This window comes from Streptomyces sp. NPDC044002, assembly GCF_056434525.1.
On record NZ_JBWKEZ010000105.1, the window covers coordinates 1 to 20,948 of the forward strand.

Genomic DNA, 20,948 nt, shown 5'->3' on the forward strand with positions numbered 1-20,948 from the left:
GTATAGCCCCGCCGGCGTTTGAGGCGCGGGGGTCTGGGGGCGGAGCCCCCAGAAGGGGTCCGGGCGCAGCCCGGGGCCCTTCCAGCCCCGCCGGCGTCTGAGGCGAGAACGGTTGAAGGGCGGGTAGGGGACAGCCCCGCAGGGCCACGGCCCCGCCCGGCACGGCACGGCCCGGCTCGGCACGGCCCCGCCCGGGAGAGCGGCAGGGGACACGGACAGGCCCGGCCAGGGCAGGGGCACGGGGACCACCCCGTCGCGGGACACGGACACGCCCGGCCAGGGCAACGGCAAGGCCACCGAACCACCCAGGAGGGGACCCGCATGCTCGACCACCTCATCCGCGGAGCGACCGTCGTCGACGGCACCGGCGCCCCGGCGTACACCGCGGACATCGGGATCAAGGACGGCCGCATAGCCGTCATCGCCGAGCCGGGCGGCCCGGCGCAGCCGGCCCGGACGACCGAGGACGCCACCGGCCTCGTCCTCACCCCCGGCTTCATCGACCCGCACACCCACTACGACGCCCAGCTCTTCTGGGACCCCTACGCCACCCCCTCCATGAACCACGGCGTCACCACCGTCGCCGGCGGCAACTGCGGTTTCACCCTCGCGCCCCTCAACCCCGGCCGCCCCGAGGACGCCGACTACACCCGCCGCATGATGAGCAAGGTCGAGGGCATGGCCCTCGCCGCCCTCGAAGAGGGCGTCGACTGGTCCTGGTCCACCTTCGGCGAGTACCTCGACGCCCTCGAAGGCCGCATCGCCGTCAACGCCGGGTTCATGGTCGGCCACTGCGCCCTGCGCCGGCACGTCATGGGCGAGGACGCCGTCGGCGGGCAGCCCACCCCCGCCCAGCTGGAGCAGATGCTGGAGCTCCTCCACGAGGCCATGGACGCCGGGGCCTGGGGGCTGTCCACCACCCAGTCCTCCACCCACTCCGACGGCGCCGGCGCCCCCGTCGCCTCCCGCCACGCGAAGCCCGCCGAGCTCCTCGCGCTGTCCCGCGCCGTCGGCGAACACGAGGGCACCCAGCTCGAAGCCATCGTCGCCGGCTGCCTCGACCAGTTCTCCGACGAAGAGATCGACCTCTTCGTCGAGATGAGCGCCGCCGCCGGCCGCCCCCTCAACTGGAACGTGCTCACCATCGACGCGGCCGTCCCCGAACGCGTCCCCCGCCAGCTCGTCCCCAGCGAACGCGCCCGCAAGTCCGGCGGCCGGATCGTCGCGCTGACCATGCCGATCCTCACCCCCATGAACATGTCCCTCGGCACGTTCTGCGCCCTCAACCTGATCCCCGGCTGGGGCGAGGTCCTCGCCCTCCCCGTCCCCGAGCGGATCGCGAAGCTCCGCGACGCGGGCGTGCGTGCCGAGATGCTGCGCCGCGCCGACAGCAAGGAGGCCGGGATCTTCCGCCGCCTCGCGAACTTCGGCCGCTACGTCATCGGCGACACCTACAGCAAGGAGAACGAGGGGCTCAGCGGCCGCGTCGTCGACGACATCGCCGCCGAACGCGGCCAGGACGCCTTCCACTGCCTCGTCGAGATCTGCGCCAACGACGACCTGCGCACCGTCCTGTGGCCCATGCCCACCGACAACGACCCCGCCACCTGGGCGCTGCGCGCCGAGACCTGGCAGCACGAGGACGTCATGCTCGGCGGTTCCGACGCCGGCGCGCACCTGGACCGGATGTGCGGGGCCCCGTACACGACCCGGTTCCTCGGCGACTGCCTGCGCGGCCGCCGGCTCGTCCCGCTGGAGCAGGCGGTACGGATGCTCACCGACGACCCGGCCCGGCTGTTCGGGCTGCGCGAGCGCGGCCGGATCGCCGAGGGCTTCCACGCCGACCTGGTCCTCTTCGACCCCGAGCGCATCGACGCGGGCCCGGCGACCCTGGTCCACGACCTGCCCGGCGACAGCCCCCGGCTGGACGCGCGGGCGATCGGGGTGGTCTCCGTACGCGTCAACGGCGTCGAGACGATCCGCGACGACGAGGTGACCGGCGCGGTGCCGGGCCTCGTGCTCCGCTCCGGCCGCGACACGAGGACGGTGAGCACGCGATGACGGCACGCCTCTACATCGGCGGCGAGTGGGTCGAGCCCGACGGCGGCCACTACGAGGTGGTGAACCCGGCCGACGAGTCCGTCGTCGGCCTGGCCCCCGAGGCCTCCCGCGCCCAGGTCGAGGAGGCGTGCCGGGCCGCCGCCGAGGCCTTCGGCGCGTGGTCCCGTACGTCCCCGGAGGAGCGCGCGGCCGTCCTCGACCGGGCCGCGGACGTCATCCAGCGGGAGTTCGAACCGTGGGTGGCCCTCGCGCAGGCCGAGACGGGCGCGCCGACGGGCATCGCCCGCGGGATGCAGGTCGGCGTCGGCGTGTCCCGCTTCCGGCGGTACGCGAAGGGCGCCCTGGAGCCGGTGGAGAAGGGGCTCCCGCCGCAGGTCACCGAGGCCGGCCCGATGGGGAAGGCGTCCGTCCTGGGCGCGCTGGAGGTCCGCCAGCCGGTCGGCGTGGTCACCTGCGTCACCTCGTACAACAACCCGTGGGCGAACCCGGCCGGCAAGGTGGCCCCGGCGCTCGCCATGGGCAACACGGTGGTGGTGAAGCCGGCCCCGCAGGACCCGCTGTCGGTGTTCCGGATGGCCGAGGCGCTGCACGAGGCGGGTGTGCCGGCCGGGGTGGTGAACGTGGTCTCCGGTGCCTCGGTGGAGGTCGGCGAGGCGGCGGTGGACTCCCCGTACGTGGACATGGTGTCCTTCACCGGCTCCACGGGCGTCGGGCAGCGCATCGCCGAGGTGTGCGGGCGGTCCATGAAGCGGCAGCTGATGGAGCTGGGCGGCAAGGGCGCGGCGATCGTGTTCGAGGACGCGGACCTGGACGCGGCGGTGATGGGGATCGGCACGACCTTCTCCTTCTACAGCGGCCAGATCTGCACCGCCCCCACCCGGGTGATCGTCCACCGGTCGGTGTACGAGCCGCTGGTGGAGAAGCTGCGGGGCTACCTGGCCTTCATGAAGGTCGGCGACCCGGGTGAGCGGGGCACGGTCGTCGGCCCGGTGATCTCGGCCGCGCACCGCGACCGGGTGGAGTCGTACGTGGAGCTGGGCCGCAAGGAGGGCGCGAGGATCGCGTACGGCGGCGAGCGCCCGGTGGTCGGCGACGGCCGGGGCTTCTACGTGGCGCCGACGCTGCTGGTGGACTGCACGAACGACATGCGGGTGGTGCGGGAGGAGATCTTCGGCCCGGTGGTGGTCGTGGTCCCGTTCGAGGGGGACGAGGAGGAGGCGGTCCGGCTGGCGAACGACAGCGACTTCGGGCTGATCAGCTACGTGTGGTCCGGGGACTCGGCCCGTGCCTTCCGGGTGGCGCGCCGGCTGCGGTCGGGCGGGGTGGGGGTCAACACGATCGGCCGGAACATGGAGGCCCCGTTCGGCGGGTTCAAGCGGTCGGGGGTCGGGCGGGACGTGGGCTCGTACGCGCTGCACGCGTACAGCGAGGTGCAGTCGCTGGTCTGGACGACCTGAGGGTGGGGAGAAGGGGGAGGGCCCCGGGGCGGACACCACCGCCCTGGGGCCCTCCCCCTTCTTACGGCTGCGGCCAGGCGTAGCCGAGGGACTCGGCGAGCTCCCGGCTTCCGCCGATCACGCCGGCGTACGTCTTCGGGTCGGCGCTCTCCAGGCGTTCCACCGCCGCCGCGGCCTGCACCTCGGGCGGGCGGCCGTCGTCGGGCAGCTGCCATTCGAAGATCAGGCCCGGGCCGGGGTCCTCGCCCGGTTCCGGCGGGGTGGCCGGGGCGGGCCGGTGGCCGAAGTGCACGTTCACGGTGTCCGGGTCCTGCCAGTCCGTGGCGGCCCGGATCCACCCGAGTTCCCAGCGGGTGCGCAGCTGCGGCCGCTGCCGCAGGGCCGCGGTGATCCGCCGGGCGGTGCGCCGGGCCGGCCAGGCCCAGGACTCGTCGTCCTGGGCGCGCCGGACCTCGGCCCCGTAGGCGGCCGCGTCGAAGCGGAGCTGCGGCGGGGGCGGGCCGGCCGCCCCGCGCCAGCCGTCCCAGACGACCTCGTCGCCGTCGCGGCGGACGGTGACGTGGAGGGCGCCGCAGCAGCCCTCGGTGCAGTCCGCCTCGGCGAGCTGCACCTCGCGGGGTTCGGGGCCGGGGAGGAGGTCGCCGGTGTCGAGGAGGTGCTCGGGCGGGTGGGCCGGGCCGTTGCCGAAGAGGGCCCGTACGAGGGGCCGGCCGTCGATCAGGATCCGCGTCTCGACGGTGGGGTGGCCGTCGGGGTCGCCCGCGACCACCTCGATGCGCAGGGGCGGGTGCGGTGCGGGGTGCCGGAAGGGGCGGGTGCGGTTGCGGGCGAGCCAGGCGGCGCGCCGGTCGTGGGGTCCGGGCGGGGGTTCGGTGCCCAGGTGCCGTCGGAGGAGGTCGAGCAGGGCCTCCCGTTCGCCGGGCGGCCAGTCGAGCAGTGCGCCCGCGCCGCTGTGCAGGTCCTGGGCGAGGGAGAGCAGGAGCGCCTGGTGGTCGAGGGCCGGGCCGGGCAGGCCCGCCCGCCGGGCCACGGTGCGGTACGCCTCCGCGGCCGGGCCGTAGTCGAGGAGGTCGGCGCGGGTGTTGTGCTGGGCGGCCATGGCGTGCAGCAGCCGTCCGGCGGCGGTGACGAGCGCGGCGTCGTCCGGGTGGGCGCGCAGGAGGGCGTCGAGCCGGGCGGCCTCGGCGACCCGGCGGGCCTGCCAGTGGACGGTGGTGATCCAGTCGGGTGCGGTGACGAGGGCGACGAGGGCGTCCCGGACGGAGCGGTTGCCGCCTTCGGCGTCGTCGTGGGAGCCCGCCCCGGCCGCGTCGATCAGCCGGGTCAGGGTCCGGTCGCGGTCGGTGCAGGTCAGCAGGAGCAGGGCGGCCGCCTGCCGGTCGAGGGGGTCGAGGGCGGCCGCGGCCGGCCGGGCCAGTCCGCGGAGCAGCCCGAGGGCCTTGAGGCAGGGCACGTCCTCGGGCTCCCCGAGGCGGATCAGGAGGGCGACGCCGACGCCGACGGCGCCGAGGGAGGTGCCGGTCCGGGTCAGCAGGCGGGCGGTGGCCCGGGCGGCGGTCTCGTCGTCCAGCGGCATCCGGGTGGCCACCGCGCGGACGGTGCGGTCCGGCAGCCGGAGCAGGCCGGTGGCGCGGTGGACTGCCTCGGCGGCCCGGACGGGGTCCGGGTCGGCCAGCGGGCCGGCGAGGGCGGCGGTGACTTCCCGCTGCGTCCGGTCCCAGGCGAGCCGGGGCCGGGCGGGCGGGGCGGGCGGTGGATCCGCCGGGCCGTCGGGCCCGTCGGGGACCGGGTAGCCGCGGGGCGGGACGGGTGCGGCGGGGTCGACGCCCCGGCGGAACAGGACGTAGTCGTACAGGGAGGCTCCGGGGATGAGCGGCGTCCGCTCGTCGCGGGCGCTCACCGGGCGGGGTGGGACTCGATTCCGTAGGTCATGCCGGGAGCCTGTCAGGGGTGGTCACGGGCCGTCCAGTGGTTTTCACGCGGCGCAGTCGTTTAAGGGGCGTTCGGGGGTCTGGGGCGGATTCCGGGGGCTCCGAAAATTGGCACGGGAAAGTTTTGAAACGGACATATGGGGCACTCCTGCGGTTTCCGCATTCCGGAACCCTTGTCTCGGTGCCTCGCGAACCGTGGATGGTCGCCTCAGTGAACCTTGTATTGCGAGTTCGTGAACGGATTCGATCTTCGTAATCCAAGGAATTTAGGCTTGTGGATTACTGGACTTAAGTCTTCCGGATCAGGAAACCGCAGCATCTACCGTCCTGACCCATGACACAGCTGGACATGCGGCCTCCGGTCGGAGACACGGTAAGCGGCGTCGCCGAGGGCGGCGCCGGGAACACGACCGGGACCGGGAACGAGGGCAACGTCCGGGGCAAGGGCCTCGGCAAGGGCTCCGTGGGCCTCCTGGGCAGCGCCGTCATCGGCATCTCCACCGTCGCCCCCGTCTACTGCCTGACCTCCACCCTCGGCTCCACCGCCGGCGAGGTCGGGGTCCAGATGCCGGCGGTCTTCCTGGCCGGCTTCATCCCGATGCTCCTGGTGGCCTTCGCCTACCGCGAGCTCAACAAGGCCGTGCCGGACTGCGGCACCTCGTTCACCTGGACCGTCAAGGCCTTCGGCCCGCGGATCGGCTGGATGTGCGGCTGGGGCCTGGTCATCGCCACGATCATCGTGCTGTCGAACCTCGCGGGCGTCGCCACCTCGTACTTCTGGCTGCTGGCCGGCGAGATCACCGGCAACCCGTCGATCGCCGCCCTCGACGACAACAAGCTCGCCCACATCGCCACCTGCCTGACGCTGATCGCCGTCGCGACCGCCATCAGCTACCGCGGCATGACCGCCACCAAGGGCGTCCAGTACACCCTCGTCGGCCTCCAGCTCGTCGTCCTCGCGGTCTTCGTCGCCATGGCCCTCCAGAAGGCCTCCGCCGGCACCTTCGACACCGGCATGTACTTCTCCTGGGAGTGGATGAACCCCTTCGCGGTCGAGTCCATGGGCGCCTTCACCGCCGGACTCTCCCTCTCGATCTTCATGTACTGGGGCTGGGACGCCTGCCTGGCCACCAACGAGGAGACCACCGGCTCCGCCAAGACCCCCGGCCGCGCCTCCCTCATCGCCATGATCGTCCTCGTCGGCTCCTACCTGGCCACCGGCATCGCCGCCCAGATGGCCGTCGGCTCCGGCACCGAAGGCCTCGGCCTCGGCAACGCCGAGACCTCCGGCAACGTCTTCGCCGCCCTCGCCGGCCCCGTCATGGGTCCCGCCCTCGGCATCCTGCTCTTCGTCGCGGTCCTGGCCTCCGCCGCCGCCTCCCTGCAGACCACCTTCATCCCGGTGGCGCGCACCGTGCTGGCCATGTCCACCTACGAGGCCCTGCCGCCCTCGTACGCCAAGGTCCACCCCAAGTTCAAGACCCCCGGCCGCGCCACCGTCATGGCGGGCATCGCGACCGGCGCCTTCTACACGGTGATGACCCTGGTCAGCGAGAACGTCCTCACCGACACGATCTTCGCGCTCGGCCTGATGATCTGCTTCTACTACTCGCTGACCGCCTTCGCCTGCGCCTGGTACTTCCGCGGCGACCTGCGCCGGTCCGCCCGCGACCTGTTCTTCAAGGGCGTCTTCCCGGTCCTGGGCGGCCTGCTGCTCGCCGCGGTCTTCTTCAAGACCCTGACGGACGCCTGGGACCCCTCCTACGGCTCCGGGTCCGACGTCCTCGGCGTCGGCAGCGTCTTCGTCATCGGCGTCGGCCTGCTCGCCCTCGGCCTGGTCGTCATGTTCGTCACCGGCCGCCGCAGCCCCGCCTTCTTCCGCGGCGAGGTCCTGACGAAGTCCACCCCGGCGCTGGTGGTCGAGGACTGACCGCCCACCCCCCTGTGCCCGCCGTGTCATGACCCGCGGCCCCGGACCGATCCCCCGGTCCGGGGCCGTCGGCGTACGCGGACCCGGGTCATCCGATGCGCGGAACGGCGGGGGCAGGCGGTGACCCGGGACGCGGGGAGGTCGTTGGGCGGGGCATGAAGGCAATGAAGCGCACCCTCACCGCCCTCGCCCTCACCGGCGGAGCCGCACTCGCACTCACACCCCTCACCGCCCACGCCGCCGAAGGGGGCGAGGGAGCCAGCCTCGGCGGGCAGCCCCCGGTCAAGCGCGTCGTCGGCATCGTCAACCACCCCGGCCAGGCCGTGGACGACACCCGCACCGCCGTGGCCATCACCGGCGCGGCCGTCGGCAGCGCGGCCAACTCCACCAACAGCTCCCTCGCGGGCGCCGGCGGCGCCCTGGACGCCGGCGTCCCGGACGCCCCGAAGGTGAAGGGCTAACCCGAGTGGCGGACGCTCAGCCCCAGGTGCGGGAGCAGAGCACGAGCCGGTAGCCGTCGGGGTCCTCGAACGTGACGCCGTACTCGTCCCAGTACGGGTTGTGCGAGGGGACCCGCGTCCCGCCGCACTCGGTGAGCCGGCGCACGAGCTCCTCGTCGGGGGCCTCGCCGAGGTAGACGACGAACAGGTCGTCCACGGTGGGGGAGGGCGCGATCGGGTTGTCGGGGTCGAGCGTCAGCTCGAAGTGCCACCCGCCCCCGGCCGGCCCGACCATCAGCAGGTCGTGCTCCCCGGGCACGCGCTCCGTGCTCCGCCACACGACGTCGAGCCCGAGCCCGTCGACGTAGAACCGCTCGGCGGCCCCCAGATCCCGGGACGGCCGGGCAACACGGATGTGGGTCTGTGAATTGATCATGGGGGGAGCGTAGTTGCCCTCTGGTGGGGGCCCGCCGTCTCCCCCCGACCCCACCTGATCCGGGCCCAGGGGCTGCCGCCCCCGGTACCCCGCGCATAATCGGCGGGTGATCAAGCCCGAGAACGTACGTACCGGCCGGCTGGACCTCGTGCCCCTGCGGGTCGAGGACGCCGAGGAGATGGCCCTCGTGCTGGGGGATCCCGCCCTGCACGTCTTCATCGGCGGTGAGCCCGAGACCGTCGAGGAGCTGCGTGCCCGTTACGTGCGGTGGGGTGCCGGGTCGCCGGATCCGGCCGTTGCCTGGTGCAACTGGGTGGTGCGGCTGCGTGCGGAGGGGTGCCTGGTCGGGACCGTTCAGGCGACCGTCGGGGGCGGCAGCGCCGAGGTGTCCTGGGTGGTGGGAACGCCCTGGCAGGGCCGGGGGATTGCCGCCGAGGCGGCCGGGGGGCTCGTCGGCTGGTTGCGGGCGCAGGGGGTGGGGGAGGTCGTCGCGCACGTCCACCCCGACCACGCGGCGTCGGCGGCCGTCGCCGCCGCAGCCGGCCTCGCCCCCACCGGCCGGTGGCTGGACGGCGAGGTCCGGTGGGAGCGGGCGTGGGGCCGGGACCCGGTCAGCGGGGGGTGAGCAGGCAGAACTCGTTGCCCTCGGGGTCCGTCAGGACCTTCCAGTGGATCGCGGCCGGGTCGAAGCCGGCGTCGGTGGCGCCCCGGGCGCCCAGCTCGCGCAGGCGTGCGGCCTCCGCCTCCAGGTCGTCGCCCTTGTAGGGGGCGACGTCGATGTGGACGCGGTTCCACCCGCTCTTGGGGTCGGGGGTGCGGATGAACTCCAGGTAGGGGCCCACGCCCTTGGCGGAACGCAGGGTCGCCTGGGTGTCGTTGGCCTCGTGCACCGTCCAGTCCGTCGCCCGGCTCCAGAAGCGGGCCATTTCCCGGGGGTCGGCGCAGTCGACCACCACCGCGGCGATCGGCCCGGTGTCCCCGTAGACCTCGCGGGGCTCCAGGACGCAGAACTCGTTGCCCTCCGGGTCGGCCATGACCGTCCAGGGGACGTCGCCCTGGCCCACGTCGGCGAGCGTCGCACCGAGTTCCTTCAGGCGGGCGACCAGTTCCGCCTGGTGGGCGGCCGAGGTGGTGGCCAGGTCGAGGTGCACCCGGTTCTTGACCGTCTTGGGTTCCGGGCGGGCGATGATGTCGACGTAGACGAACGCGGGGTCGGGGTAGGTGAATCCGACGGGTTCGAGGTTGGTGACGCCGGGTCCCTCGCTGTCGATGCCCCAGCCGAGGGCCTCCGCCCAGAACCGGCCGAGCGCGGAGTCGTCGTGGGCCTTCATGTTGATCTGCACGAGTCTCGTCGTCATGCGGCAGATCCTAGGAGTTGCCGCCGGTCAGGGCCGCCCCGAGCCCCCTTCGCCCACCCGGGTGCCCGGCGGCACCCGTAGGTGTCGTCCGGCGCGACACCGCTCCCGGGCGGTGCGCAGGATGGAGCTCCCGGCGGGACGGGGAGGCACAGGGTGGTCCCGGCCAGAGATGAGGGAGCACCCATGCCCGGTCCCGGTTCCGGTCGCCTCGCGCGCGCCACCGTACCGATCGGCCTCGTCGCCGCCGCGCTGTGCCTGACCGCACCCGCGACGGCGGCCGCGACGACAACCGCGCCGGCGGCCCGGCTGGCCGTCGTCCACAGCCGCATCGTCCAGCTCCCGCTGGACGGCACCTTCGAGGAGGACGGTGCCGAGCCGATCCACCTCACCGGCAGCATCCGCGTCCGGGTCGTCACCCGGACCACCGCCGGCGTCGGGGGCACCGCGCAGATCACCAGCACCCTCATCGGCACCACCGGCATCGGTGAGGACACAGGCGCCCGCTACCGCTTCGCCGGTACCGACATCGCCCTGCGCGCCCTGCCCCCCAACCCGGTCACCCCGGTCGAAGTCACGCCCCGCTTCCTCAAGTTCTATCCGCCGGACCCGGTCCTGCCGCCGAATCCGGTCCTCCCGCCGCACCCGGTCCGGCCGGTGCTCGTGCGGGCCGCCGTCGCCGCCGACGGCACGGTCGGGGCCGTCACCGCGGAGGTCGTCGGGGAGGCGCCGGACCCCAATCCGTGACGGGTCAGGCCCCGGCCCGTTCGGCGGCGCTGCGTTCCACGCAGAACTCGTTGCCCGCCGGGTCCGTCATGGTGACCCAGCCCGTGCCGTCCGGGTTGCGGTGGTCGCCGGTGATGGCGGCGCCGAGGGCGGCCAGGCGTTCCACTTCCTCGTCGCGGGTGCGGTCCTGCGGCTGGACGTCGAGGTGGATCCGGTTCTTCACGCTCTTGCCCTCGGGGACGCGGATGAACAGCAGGCCGGCGCCCGCCGTCTCGACCAGTACCTCGTCGTCGCCGGGCTGGTCGCCGTCGCCGAGCTTGCCGTCGAGGGCGGCGATCCAGAACTGCGCCAGGGCGTAGGGGTCGGAGCAGTCGAAGGTCGCGTGTCGCACTAGAGATGCCATGGCGGCACTATCGATCAGGCTCCGGCCCCTGTCCATCAGATATGCGCGCGGACGTCACTTCCGCCAGAACAGGTGGTGGATGACGCTGCCGCCCGGGCTGGGGACGACGTCCAGGTGGAAGCGGTCGAGGAGTTCGTCCGGTGACTTCCACAGCCGTGCCCCGGAGCCGATCTCGATGCCGGGGGAGACGGCCACGTGGAGGGTGTCGACGAGGTCGGCGTCGAGGAACTCGCGGATGGTGGTGGCTCCGCCGCCGAGGCGTACGTCCTTGCCGTCCGCGGCTTCCTTCGCCTGTGCGAGGACGGTGGCCGGGTCGGCGCCGGTGAAGTGGAAGGTGGTGTCGGAGAGGGTGAACGAGGGCCGCTCGTGGTGGGTCATCACGAAGACGGGGGTGTGGAAGGGCGGTTCGTCGCCCCACCAGCCCTGCCACTCGTGGTCCTGCCAGGGGCCCCGCTGGGGGCCGAACTTGTTGCGGCCCATGATCTCGGCGCCGATGTTGTTGTGGAAGTCCCGGGTGAAGTAGTCGTCGAGGCCGCGGCTGCCGCCGGGGTCGGTGCGGTTGGGCCACCCGGCGGTGGCGCCGGCCCAGGCGAACATGGTGCCGGGGTCGGCGTCGCCGAAGGGCCGTTCCAGGCTCTGGTTCTCGCCGGCGCCGAACCCGTCCTGCGAGACGTTGAAGTTCTGCACCCTCAGCAGCTGCTGCCGTGCCATGGTCTGTCTCCTCCTCGGTGGTACTCCGTGTGCGGACGAGGATTGAGACTGCACGCGTCGGCGGAACTCATCGCCCGCCGACACGCTGGTTTTCCTTCTACGGGGTCTGCTCCGGCTTGGTGTGGAGGATTTCGCGGGCCTGGTCGGCGGCGCGGACGATGCTCTCGGAGACGAAGTCGACGAAGCGGCCGATGTTCTCCAGGCGGGTGGCGGCCGGGGTGTTGCGGCCGAGGACGCTGACCCCCTTGCGCGCGGTTTCGGCGAGCAGGGCGGTGGAGCGGGCGCTGGCCAGCATCGACTCGTACCAGACGTCGTCGTCGACGATGTAGCGCTCGCGGCGGCGTTCGTCGCGTTCCCGGCGGATGAGGCCCTGGCCTTCGAGCAGCGCGACCGCCTTGGAGATCGAGCCGGGGCTCACCTGGAGGCGCTGGACGAGTTCGGACGCGGTGAGGGTGCCGGAGTCGGCTATGTAGAGGGCGACGAGGACCTTGGCCGTCATCTTGGGCAGGCCCGACTGGATCAGGACGGTCGCGAACATCTCCTCGTACTCGGCCACCGCCTCCGGGTCGCGTCCGTGCGCGGGCGCGGGTGCCTGGGGGCCGCGGGGCGCGGCCTGCTTGCGGCGGTGGGTGCGGTGTTCCGTGGCGCGCTGGGCGAGGTCGGCGCGGTAGCCGGCGGGGCCGCCGTTGCGCATGACCTCGCGGGTGACCGTCGAGGTGGGGCGGTCGAGGCGCCTGGCGATCTCCGCGTAGGCGAGGCCGTCGGCCACTCCCAGGGCGATCTGCTGGCGTTCCTGCGGGGTGAGCCTGCCTCCCGGCATGTGCGGTCTCCTTCGTGTTGCCGTCTACGGCCCCAGCGTAGCGTTCAAATCCGATCTGTTGCAACGGATTCGGAGCTGTCGTTGCGTTAGATTTAGGCGTGGTGCAACGATCTTATGGGTCTGACCTGGGGTTATGTGCATTCTTCGCAACGAAGTTGTTGCTCGACATGTGAACGCGACGTAGCGTTCAGGTCATCGGAAACAGCGAGCTACACAAGCCCGAAGGAAGAGAAACCATGCAGAACTTCGCCACCACCACCGCGATCACCACCATCCTCGACGTCCCCGCCGGCGCCATCCGCTTCATCGCCACCGACCGCGCCGACACCACCGTCGAGGTCCTCCCGGCCAACGCCGGCAAGAGCCGCGACGTGAAGGCCGCAGAGGAGACCACCGTCGAGCTCCGGGACGGCGTCCTGTACATCAACACCCCGCACAAGAACGAGGCGTTCGGCGCCTCCGGCTCCGTCAGTGTCACCGTCCAGCTGCCCGCCGGGTCCGGCGTCGAGGCGAAGACGGCCTCGGCCGAGTTCGCCACCACCGGCCGCCTCGGCGACGTCTCCCTGGAGAGCGCCCACGGCACCGTCAAGCTCGACGAGGCCGCCCGCGTCCGCCTCGCCCTCGCCGCCGGCGACATCACCGTCGGCCGCCTCACCGGCTCCGCCGACATCCGCACCCAGAAGGGCAACCTGACGATCGGTGAGGCCACCACCGGCACCGTCACCCTGCGCACCGAGCACGGCGACATCACCGTCGGCGCCGCCCGCGGCACCTCCGCCACCCTCGACGCCGGCACCTCCTACGGCCGCATCAGCAACGGCCTCCAGAACGCGGGCGGCGAGAACACCCTCACCATCCACGCCACCACCGCCGCCGGCGACATCACCGCCCGCACCGTCTGACCCCGCCCGCCCGCACACACACCCCGCAGCCACGCACACCCACCCGAAGGAGCACGCCACCATGTCCGTCACGCCGAACAACGACCGTCCGGAACTGCAGAAGGCCATCGAGGAGATCGCCGCGGCCGAGGCCTGGGCCGGGGTCCTGGTGCGGGTGAACGACGAGCGGGGCGAATGGACCGGCGCAGCCGGCGTACGCAAGCTCGGCGAGAGCGCCGCCCCGCAGGCCGACGGCCACTTCCGGATCGGCAGCAACACCAAGACCTTCACCGCGACCCTCGTCCTCCAGCTGGTCGCCGACGGGCGGATATCCCTCGACGGCACGGTCGACGACCACCTCCCCGAGTACGGGCTCGACCGCCGCATCACCGTCCGGATGCTCCTCCAGCACACCAGCGGCCTCTTCAACTTCACCGGCGAGTACTACGAGGACGGCACCATCGCCCCGGGCATCGACTGGCAGGGCCAGGAATGGGTGGACAAGCTCCTCCACACCTACCGGCCGGAGGAACTCGTCCGCTTCGCCCTCGCCAAGCCCGCCCGCTTCGAGCCGGGCACGGACTGGAGCTACGCCAACACCAACTACGTCCTCCTGCGGCTCCTGGTCGAGAAGGTCGCCGGCCGCCCCTTCGCCGAGGAGATGCAGGCGCGGATCCTGACCCCGCTGGGCCTGACCGGCACCTTCCTCCCCGAGGCCTCGCCCGAGATCGCCGAGCCGCACGCCCACGGCTACTACACCTACCAGGACGGCGAGGAGTGGAAGACGACCGACGTCACCCGCGCCAACCCCTCCTGGATCTCCGCCGCCGGCGACATGATCTCCACCACCAAGGACCTGCACACCTTCTTCTCCGCCCTGATGAGCGGCGAGCTCCTGCCCGCCGAACTCCTCGGCCAGATGCGCGACCCGCACACCAAGTTCGCCTACGGCCTCGGCCTGATCGTCCAGGAGACCGAGCACGGCACCCTCTACACCCACAACGGCGGCTTCTGGGGCTGGGGCGCCCTGATGTACAGCTCGCCGGACGGAAAGACGACGCTGACCGCCTCGCTCACCTCCAGCGACGCCCGGCTCGACCTCATGAAGACGGCGGAGGCCTTCACCAAGGTCCAGGGCACGCTCATCGACGCGGTGTTCGGCGCCTGAGCGCCGGGAAAAGCAGGTGCGGCGGCCCTCAGGGGCCGCCTAGCTTGATCCGGATGAGCAGCGACTATCCATTCGCGGACGGGTACAACCTCGTCTGGGACCTGACCGGATTCGGTGACGCGGACGAAGAGATAGTCGAGTCCGTGTCCCTCACCCGGGACCAGTTCCTCAAGATCCGGCACCTCTTCGTGCTGGGGGACGACCCCTGGATGGTGAGCGGCGAATACCGCGTGGCGCCGAGCATCTGGGCGCACGTACGCAGCGCCGTGCCGGGTGTCCGGTTCCAGCGCGATGCCGACTACTTCCTCGGCGCCCGTCAGGCCCTGCCTGACGGGCGCTTCTGGCGTCCGGCGCCCGGCGTGGCGGCGCCGGGCCCGATCCCGCCGCCCTAGCCCAGGCGAGGGGCCCGGGAGGGGCCTTCACGGAAACATCGCTGCTTCGGGTGAACGTTGACGGCGCGTCAGTTTGGCGGCCACCGATCTGATCAAGATGCCGATCGATCGGCATTCGTTCATAGAGAAGGTGGTTCCGAATGACCAGTGACCAGACTCCTTCCGTAACCGAAGCGACCCTCACCGACATCGCCACCAACGGCATCTGGGGCCCGGGCCACAGCGTCAGCCAGGCCGTCGTCGACGTGTCCAGGGCGCTGCTCGCCTCCCTCCAGGGCGAGGAGGGCCTCGAACTCCCGCCGGAGCTGTCGGAGCTGGTGGCCGAGGTGCAGCGGATCGCCACGATCACGCTCCCCCGCATCACCACGCACGACGGCTTCCAGCTGTCGTCCTTCAGCATCAGGCTGAACGACGCCGCCCCGCACCCGGTGGTGATCGTGCCCGCCGGCTGGAACCCGTACGGCTGGCTGCCCTTCATGTACGCCTACCTCAAGCTGGCGCAGCGCGGCTACCACGTGCTCGCCTACTCCCCGCGCGGCATCGGCATCGAGGGCTGGGTGTCGACCTCCGAGGGCTTCGTCGACGTGGCCGGTCCCAACGACTGGGCCGACGGCTCGTCCGTGATCGACCACGCGCAGCAGACCCTCGAACCCAGCCGGATCGGCTTCCTCGGCGAGTCCTACGGCTCCGGGATCAGCCAGCTGGTCGCCGCGCACGACCCGACCGGCCGGGTCGACGCCGTGGCCGCGCTGAGCACCTGGGGGAACCTCGCCACCAGCCTGTACAACAACGACACCCGGCACCTGGAGGCCGTGCGGGCGCTGATCGCCTTCACCGGCGGCCCGATGGAGGACAAGTTCGACGAAGAGGTCCAGGAGCTCCTCAAGGACTTCCTGAGCGGCCGGAACCTCGACCGGCTGGTCGAGTGGGGCACCGACCGCTCCCCGGAGAAGTACGTCGACCGGACGAACGAGCTGGGCATCCCGACCTTCATCTCGAACACCTGGCACGAGACGCTCTTCCCGGTCAACCCGGTGCTCGACCTCTTCGAGCGGCTCACCGTGCCGAAGCGGCTGAACCTGTGGATCGGCGACCACGGCGCCCCCGAGGGCCCCGGCCTGGCCGGGCTGGTGACCGGCGTGCCCTTCCCCGGGCTGGCGGTGCCGACGCGGGAGGCCTACGAGTGGCTGGACCACCACCTGCTCGGCATCGCCAACGACGTGCCGAACTGGGCGACGGTGAGCAGTCAGAGCATGTTCACCTACCAGACGGTGGCCATTCCGGGCGGCACCAACCTGATCACCGTCCCGGCCCGCCGCGAGCCGCACGCGTCCTGGCACGAGGCCACCACCGGCAGCGAGACCTGGTACCTCACCGGTGCCGGCGACACCGGTGACGGCGCGCTGACCGACAAGCCGGCCACCGGGTGGTCGCGGGACTTCGAGGCCGGCGCCCTGACCTCCTCCCTCGCCGGCGAGCTGCTCAAGGCCGGGCAGCGGGAGTGGTTCGGCAACCCCAATACGTACAAGTTCGCCGAGTTCGAGCGCGACCAGCTGCTGGTCTGGACGACCGACCCGCTGAACGGCCCCGGTGAGGTGGCCCGCCGGATCCGGGGCACCGCCACCGTGCAGCTGGCCGTGCGCAGCAGCGTCGGTGCCGCCACCGTGATCGCGTACCTGTACGACGTCGCCCCGGACGGCACCGCCCGGATCATCACCCACGAGCCGTACACGGCCACCGGCCTGACCCCGGAGACCGACACCACCCTCGTCTGGTCCCTCCAGGCCGCCTCCTACGACCTCCCGGTCGGGCACCGCCTCGCCCTGGTGGTCAACAGCCGCGACCCGCTGTACTCCTACGCGGGCTCGGACCTCCCCGCCCTCACCACCACCACGATCGGCTCGGTGAGCGGGAGCGAGGCCAGGCTGGAGCTTCCGCTGGGCTGACGGTCCGCACAGGAGCCCGCCGCTAGGTCCACGGCGGGCTCCTTCGCGGGCCTAGGCGGTGACGCCGCCGAGGAACGCGGTCCAGCTGGCGGGGCTGACCGCCAGCTCGGGGCTGGCGCTGAGCTTCGAGTCCCGGACGTGGACGGTGTCGGCGCAGGTGGCGACCTCGACGCAGCTGTCGCCCTCGCTACCGCTGTAGCTGCTCTTGAACCACTGGAGCTGGGAGCTGTTCACAGGGATCCTCGCAATCGCATCAACAGGCCCGCACTGTCCATGGGATTGAGGGCCTGGATGCGAAGTTTGGCATACCGCTGGTGAAGGCCGCTTACGGCTTTCTGGTCGGAGATGACCCGGCCAGTCTTCTGTCCCTCGCTGTAGCCCCACCACTCGTTCTCCTGGGTTTCGAGGAGCTGGAAGGGGCCGTCGGTGCCCGAGTGTTCCGGGCTGATTGTCGGCATGATCTGGACGTCCACGTTGGGCAGCCGGGCGCATCCGAGCAGGTGGTCGATCAGCTCAAGGCTCACCGCCGGCCCGCCCGTCTGCCGCTCGATGACTCCCTGCTCGATGATGAAGCTGAAGGATGCATAGGGGGTCCGGGTGAGCAGCTCCTGCCGCTCCATGCGTCGTGCTATCCGGTCGTTCGCCTCCTGGGCCGTAGGCATCGGTGGCACGTTCTGGATCTGGGCCCTCGCGTAGGACTCCGTCTGGAGCAGCCCCGGGACCACCCTGCACTCGTACGTATTGAGCGCGACCGCCGTCTCCTCCAGCTCCGCCCACCGCCGGAACCACGACGCGATCCCGCGCCTCCGCGTCAGCTGTTTCGCCGCGATCTGGATCACCCCGAAGGCGTCCAGTACCTCCTCCGCCTTGTTCACGAACTTCACGGACGGATGCCGTCGCCCCTGCTCCACGGACGCCACGTACTGCACCGAGTAGCCGACCTTTGGGCCGAACTGCTCCTGAGTCAGGCCGGCGCGTTTGCGCGACGCCTTGAGCACCTCACCGAAGTTCCGCAGGTCGGGATCCGGCTCCACCTGGTTGTCACCGTTGCTGCCCTCGCCAGCCGTCATCACGGTCACCTCCCGATCAATCATGCTCACGGTCGGTGACTGTGCCTGTCCAGACACTGGACTACTACTCTTCAACAGTAGTAGTCCCATTGCTGGGAACTCCCCAGCCCACACGGGACGTTCTAGCCATGACGGCAACCTCGGGCCACCCCCAGGCCCTCGTACGCGTGTTCACTCAGCGTTTCAGCTGCACCCCCCGCGGCGCCCGCCTCGCCCGGCAGCTGGCCCTCGTCTCGCTGCACGACTGGGGTGTCCCCGAAGGGACCCCGCTCTCCGCCGACGCCGGGCTCCTCGTCGCGGAGCTCGCCTCCAACGCCGTCACCCACGGCCGCGTCATCGGGCGGGACTTCGAGCTGCGCATGACGCTGCTGGAGGGCGTGCTCCGCCTGGAGGTGTCCGACCCGCGCAGGGACCGGCGCCCCGCCGTGCGGCCCCACGCCTACCAGGCGGAGTCCGGGTACGGGCTGCGCATCGTGGACGCCCTCGCGACCGACTGGGGGGTGATGGACCGGATCATCGGCAAGACCGTCTGGGCGGAGCTGGCCCGCCGCCCGGCCCCCTAGGGGCGCTGTCACAGCGGGCGGCTACCGTGCTCAGGCACGTGCAAGGGCGCAAGGGCAGGGAGCAGTCATGGTCGTCGAGGTGGCGTACGCGCAGGCGTGGGACCCGGAGTCCCGTGCGGTCTGGCGGCCGCTGTCCGCCGGGGAGGCCCGGGAGCGGGACGCGGCCGGGCTGCCGTACGTGGTGGTGTACCGGGCGGCGGGCCGGGAGGCGCCGCTGGAGGTCCGGCTCGTCTCCTGGCGGGACCACCACGTCGGGGTGTGGGCGTACGACGGCCATGGCCGCCGCACCCACGACCTGGACCTGCGGCTGCTCGACGACCCGGCGCGGCTCTTCCACCGGTACTCCGTCGCCTGGAACTACCCGGACCCGGAGACGGCGGAGTTCGACCCGAAGTGCCCGCGCGTCGTCTTGGACCTCCTTCCGGACGGGAGGGGGCAGCGGATCGAGCAGCCTCGGGGTTACTACACCTCGGCGGGTCTCACCGAGGAGCAGCGCTGGACGGCCCGGCCCGCCTTCGGGGAGTGGCCGCTGCTCTCGGCGCAGGTGCACGGGTTCACGGAGCCGCCGGTCTTCGAGGCGGCCGAGGTCCCCGACGGGGACGCCGGAGAGGCGCCCGCCGGGTGCTGGCGGGCGCCGCGTGCCGCGCGGCCGGGGCCGATCGGGGAGCTGTTCCGGCCCGGGGTGCGGGTCACCGACGGGTACCACCCGGTGCAGACCGTCGTGGAGCCGCACCGGGTCGGCACCCTGCGCGTGCCCAGTGGGCTGCTGGCGGTGGCCGGTCCGGACAACTGCGAGGACGTGCCGGAGATCACGGTGCCCGTCCCGCCCGGGGAGTACGTGCTCGACGAGGCGCGGGTCGGCTACAGCTACCACTGCGAGTGGCGGAACGCCCAGGTCGAAACCACGGACGCCACCGCCGTCCGCGTCCTCGTCAGCGAGACCCCCGCCGCGTCGTGGGAGATGGCCCTCGGCGCGGACGACGACCCCCGGCTGTTCATCGAGGACCAGATAGCCGGCTTCGCCACCGACGGGGCGGCGGGCTGCTTCGCCGACGCCGGGGCGTTCGGGGCGTTGGTGGGGCTCTTCGAGCGGGGGCTGATCAAGGGCGAGCCGGACCTCGACGGGTACGAGGACCTCGCCGACGGGTCGATGTTCATGCACCGCACCAGGGACGCGGCCACCGGCGGCGAGCTGATGGCCTTCGCGACGACCGGGGACGGCACCTACCCCGTGTGGCTGGGGCGGTCCGAGGCCGGCGAACTGGTCAGCGTCGTGGTGCTGGTCGAGGGGATGCCCGAGCTCCTCCCGGAGCGGGACGGGGTCAGAGCCGATGCCTGAGCCGGTGTACGTGACGTACGAGGAGTCCTGGCACACGGCGCACCGCACCGGCGGGCGCGAGCTGACCCCCGACGAGGCGCGAGCGCGGGACGCGGAGGGGCTGCCGTACGCGGTGGTGTACCGGACCCCGGGGCGTGAGATGCCGCTCGGGGTGCGGATGGTGGCGTGGCGGGCCGGGACCGTCGACGCCTGGGCGTACGACGAGCAGGGCCGCCGGACCGTTGAGGCGGAGCTGCGGCTGCGGGACGACGCGGGGCGGCTGCTGGTGCGGCGGCTGCTCGTGCGGCGGTTCCCGGACGCCCGGACGGCCGAGTTCGACCCGGACTGCCCCCGCACGGCGGTGGAGCTGTCGGCGTCCGGCACGGCCCGGATCTCGCACCAGCCCGGGGGGATGCGGGGCGACTCCCTGGAGGCCGAGGTGGCGGTGGCCGACGTGGACCTGTGGACGGTCCGGCCGGGCTTCGACGACTGGGCGGGGCTGCCCGTGGCGGACGTGCTCCCGGAGTGGGTCGGCGCGCTGCCGGACGCGGAGGTGCCCGGCTGGCGGCGGGAGCCTTCGCGGCTGCGCGGGCCCGCCGACTTCGACCGGGTGTTCCGGGCCGGGACGGAGATCCCCGGGCTGGAGGTCCTGGACCCGGTGCCGTGCGGGAGCGTGCGCGTGCCGAGCGGGGTGCTGGCGGTGGCCTGCCCGGACACGGGGGAGGGGCTGTCCCGGATCACGGTGGACGTGTCGCCGGGCGCGTACCCGATGGAGGCGGCCCTGGTCCGGGTGGCGGAGGAGCACTGGGGGCCGTACGACGAGGTGGCGGCCGTCCGGCTGCGGATCGGCGACGACCCGGTGGCGGTCTGGGAGATGGCTCTCGGGCCCGGTGACGACACGATCCGGCTCCGCGAGGGCGAGGCCTTCGGGTTCGGCACGGACGCGGCCAGCGGTGGCTTCGGCGACGCCGAGGCCTGGCCGGACCTGTGCGACCTGCTGGAGCGGGCGCGGTGGCAGGGGTCACCGGAGCACGACCGGCTCTCCGATTCCCTGGCCGGCATGAACCTGGACGGCGGGAGCCTCGGCGCGGACCTGGCGGTGTTCTGCACCGGCGGCGACGGGGTCTACCCGGTGTGGGTGGGCCGGTCGGCGTCCGGTGAGGTCGTACGGGTGGCCGTGCAGACGGCCTGGCTCGACCTCGAAGCCTGACCGGGCCGGGGGGGCTCCCCCGGGGGGGGGGGGGGGGGGACGCGCGCACCACTAAATCGGGGGGGGCGGGGGGGGGGGGGGGGTTTCCCTGTCCGTTTTTCTTGAGGTGTTTTTGTCCGTGCCCCCCCCC

General features: G+C 72.4%; 21 protein-coding genes. 13 read left to right on the forward strand and 8 right to left on the reverse strand.

The window, feature by feature from the left end; genetic code table 11:
• Nucleotides 1–18: 18 nt before the first annotated feature.
• Together AC07A6_RS39255 and AC07A6_RS39260 are read left to right on the forward strand one after the other, a co-directional pair.
• Nucleotides 19–2,061, forward strand: coding sequence for an N-acyl-D-amino-acid deacylase family protein (locus AC07A6_RS39255; RefSeq protein ID WP_478780298.1), 2,043 nt, complete (start codon nucleotides 19–21; stop codon nucleotides 2,059–2,061).
• Nucleotides 2,058–3,518, forward strand: coding sequence for an aldehyde dehydrogenase family protein (locus AC07A6_RS39260; RefSeq protein WP_478780299.1), 1,461 nt, complete (start codon nucleotides 2,058–2,060; stop codon nucleotides 3,516–3,518). The genes AC07A6_RS39255 and AC07A6_RS39260 overlap by 4 nt, the downstream gene beginning before the upstream one ends.
• Nucleotides 3,519–3,579: 61 nt before the next feature.
• Here AC07A6_RS39260 and AC07A6_RS39265 read toward each other — a convergent pair whose 3' ends face one another.
• Entirely contained in the window at nucleotides 3,580–5,418 is a 1,839-nt protein-coding gene (locus AC07A6_RS39265) for a hypothetical protein (protein WP_478780300.1), read from the reverse strand.
• A gap of 365 nt (nucleotides 5,419–5,783) precedes the next feature.
• Between AC07A6_RS39265 and AC07A6_RS39270 the strand changes: the two genes are divergently transcribed.
• Nucleotides 5,784–7,379 (forward strand): APC family permease, encoded by a 1,596-nt coding sequence (locus AC07A6_RS39270; RefSeq protein WP_478780301.1) that lies wholly within the window; start codon nucleotides 5,784–5,786, stop codon nucleotides 7,377–7,379.
• A 155-nt stretch (nucleotides 7,380–7,534) separates the two neighbouring features.
• A complete protein-coding gene (locus AC07A6_RS39275) occupies nucleotides 7,535–7,840 on the forward strand; it encodes a hypothetical protein (protein WP_362466622.1) in 306 nt (101 codons plus the stop codon).
• A gap of 16 nt (nucleotides 7,841–7,856) precedes the next feature.
• On the opposite strand, the gene AC07A6_RS39280 is transcribed toward AC07A6_RS39275, so the two are convergent.
• Nucleotides 7,857–8,255, reverse strand: coding sequence for a VOC family protein (locus tag AC07A6_RS39280; protein WP_362466619.1), 399 nt, complete (start codon nucleotides 8,253–8,255; stop codon nucleotides 7,857–7,859).
• Nucleotides 8,256–8,361: 106 nt separating this feature from the next.
• Here AC07A6_RS39280 and AC07A6_RS39285 point away from each other — a divergent pair, with 106 nt between their 5' ends.
• The gene (locus AC07A6_RS39285; RefSeq protein ID WP_478780302.1) at nucleotides 8,362–8,880 is read left to right on the forward strand and encodes a GNAT family N-acetyltransferase; all 519 of its coding nucleotides are present in this window, start codon (nucleotides 8,362–8,364) and stop codon (nucleotides 8,878–8,880) included.
• Here AC07A6_RS39285 and AC07A6_RS39290 read toward each other — a convergent pair.
• On the reverse strand, nucleotides 8,867–9,613 hold the full coding sequence (locus AC07A6_RS39290; protein WP_478780303.1) for a VOC family protein: 747 nt from the start codon (nucleotides 9,611–9,613) through the stop codon (nucleotides 8,867–8,869). The genes AC07A6_RS39285 and AC07A6_RS39290 overlap by 14 nt on opposite strands.
• A gap of 183 nt (nucleotides 9,614–9,796) precedes the next feature.
• On the opposite strand from AC07A6_RS39290, the gene AC07A6_RS39295 reads away from it, so the two are divergent.
• Nucleotides 9,797–10,357, forward strand: coding sequence for a hypothetical protein (locus AC07A6_RS39295; protein ID WP_478780304.1), 561 nt, complete (start codon nucleotides 9,797–9,799; stop codon nucleotides 10,355–10,357).
• Nucleotides 10,358–10,361: 4 nt separating this feature from the next.
• Here the strand turns inward: AC07A6_RS39295 and AC07A6_RS39300 are convergent, their stop codons facing one another.
• The 3 genes from AC07A6_RS39300 to AC07A6_RS39310 form a co-directional block, all read right to left on the reverse strand.
• Nucleotides 10,362–10,739: a VOC family protein gene (locus AC07A6_RS39300; RefSeq protein ID WP_478780305.1), complete on the reverse strand. Its 378-nt coding sequence runs from the start codon at nucleotides 10,737–10,739 to the stop codon at nucleotides 10,362–10,364.
• A gap of 54 nt (nucleotides 10,740–10,793) precedes the next feature.
• Nucleotides 10,794–11,450 carry a dihydrofolate reductase family protein gene (locus tag AC07A6_RS39305; RefSeq protein ID WP_478780306.1) on the reverse strand — a complete coding sequence of 219 codons (657 nt, stop codon included), beginning with the start codon at nucleotides 11,448–11,450 and terminating at the stop codon, nucleotides 10,794–10,796.
• A gap of 97 nt (nucleotides 11,451–11,547) precedes the next feature.
• Nucleotides 11,548–12,270, reverse strand: a complete 723-nt coding sequence (locus AC07A6_RS39310) for a GbsR/MarR family transcriptional regulator (protein WP_386271250.1) — start codon at nucleotides 12,268–12,270, stop codon at nucleotides 11,548–11,550.
• Between the two features lie 236 nt (nucleotides 12,271–12,506).
• Between AC07A6_RS39310 and AC07A6_RS39315 the strand changes: the two genes are divergently transcribed.
• The 4 genes from AC07A6_RS39315 (at nucleotide 12,507) to AC07A6_RS39330 (ending at nucleotide 16,657) form a co-directional block, all read left to right on the forward strand.
• Nucleotides 12,507–13,172, forward strand: coding sequence for a DUF4097 family beta strand repeat-containing protein (locus AC07A6_RS39315; protein WP_478780307.1), 666 nt, complete (start codon nucleotides 12,507–12,509; stop codon nucleotides 13,170–13,172).
• A 61-nt stretch (nucleotides 13,173–13,233) separates the two neighbouring features.
• A complete protein-coding gene (locus AC07A6_RS39320; RefSeq protein ID WP_478780308.1) occupies nucleotides 13,234–14,319 on the forward strand; it encodes a serine hydrolase domain-containing protein in 1,086 nt (361 codons plus the stop codon).
• A gap of 53 nt (nucleotides 14,320–14,372) precedes the next feature.
• The gene (locus tag AC07A6_RS39325; RefSeq protein ID WP_362466594.1) at nucleotides 14,373–14,711 is read left to right on the forward strand and encodes a hypothetical protein; all 339 of its coding nucleotides are present in this window, start codon (nucleotides 14,373–14,375) and stop codon (nucleotides 14,709–14,711) included.
• A gap of 140 nt (nucleotides 14,712–14,851) precedes the next feature.
• Nucleotides 14,852–16,657 (forward strand): CocE/NonD family hydrolase, encoded by a 1,806-nt coding sequence (locus tag AC07A6_RS39330; protein ID WP_478780309.1) that lies wholly within the window; start codon nucleotides 14,852–14,854, stop codon nucleotides 16,655–16,657.
• A gap of 51 nt (nucleotides 16,658–16,708) precedes the next feature.
• On the opposite strand, the gene AC07A6_RS39335 is transcribed toward AC07A6_RS39330, so the two are convergent.
• Nucleotides 16,709–16,891 carry a DUF397 domain-containing protein gene (locus AC07A6_RS39335; RefSeq protein ID WP_478780310.1) on the reverse strand — a complete coding sequence of 61 codons (183 nt, stop codon included), beginning with the start codon at nucleotides 16,889–16,891 and terminating at the stop codon, nucleotides 16,709–16,711.
• A complete protein-coding gene (locus tag AC07A6_RS39340; RefSeq protein WP_478780314.1) occupies nucleotides 16,888–17,751 on the reverse strand; it encodes a helix-turn-helix domain-containing protein in 864 nt (287 codons plus the stop codon). Before AC07A6_RS39340 ends, AC07A6_RS39335 begins: the two co-directional genes overlap by 4 nt.
• Nucleotides 17,752–17,855: 104 nt before the next feature.
• Between AC07A6_RS39340 and AC07A6_RS39345 the strand changes: the two genes are divergently transcribed.
• From AC07A6_RS39345 to AC07A6_RS39355, 3 genes are all read left to right on the forward strand, one after another.
• A complete protein-coding gene (locus tag AC07A6_RS39345) occupies nucleotides 17,856–18,290 on the forward strand; it encodes an ATP-binding protein (RefSeq protein WP_478780311.1) in 435 nt (144 codons plus the stop codon).
• 67 nt (nucleotides 18,291–18,357) lie between these two features.
• Nucleotides 18,358–19,629 carry a DUF4241 domain-containing protein gene (locus AC07A6_RS39350; RefSeq protein WP_478780312.1) on the forward strand — a complete coding sequence of 424 codons (1,272 nt, stop codon included), beginning with the start codon at nucleotides 18,358–18,360 and terminating at the stop codon, nucleotides 19,627–19,629.
• The gene (locus AC07A6_RS39355; protein WP_478780313.1) at nucleotides 19,622–20,818 is read left to right on the forward strand and encodes a DUF4241 domain-containing protein; all 1,197 of its coding nucleotides are present in this window, start codon (nucleotides 19,622–19,624) and stop codon (nucleotides 20,816–20,818) included. The genes AC07A6_RS39350 and AC07A6_RS39355 overlap by 8 nt, the downstream gene beginning before the upstream one ends.
• The last annotated feature ends 130 nt before the right edge of the window (nucleotides 20,819–20,948 follow it).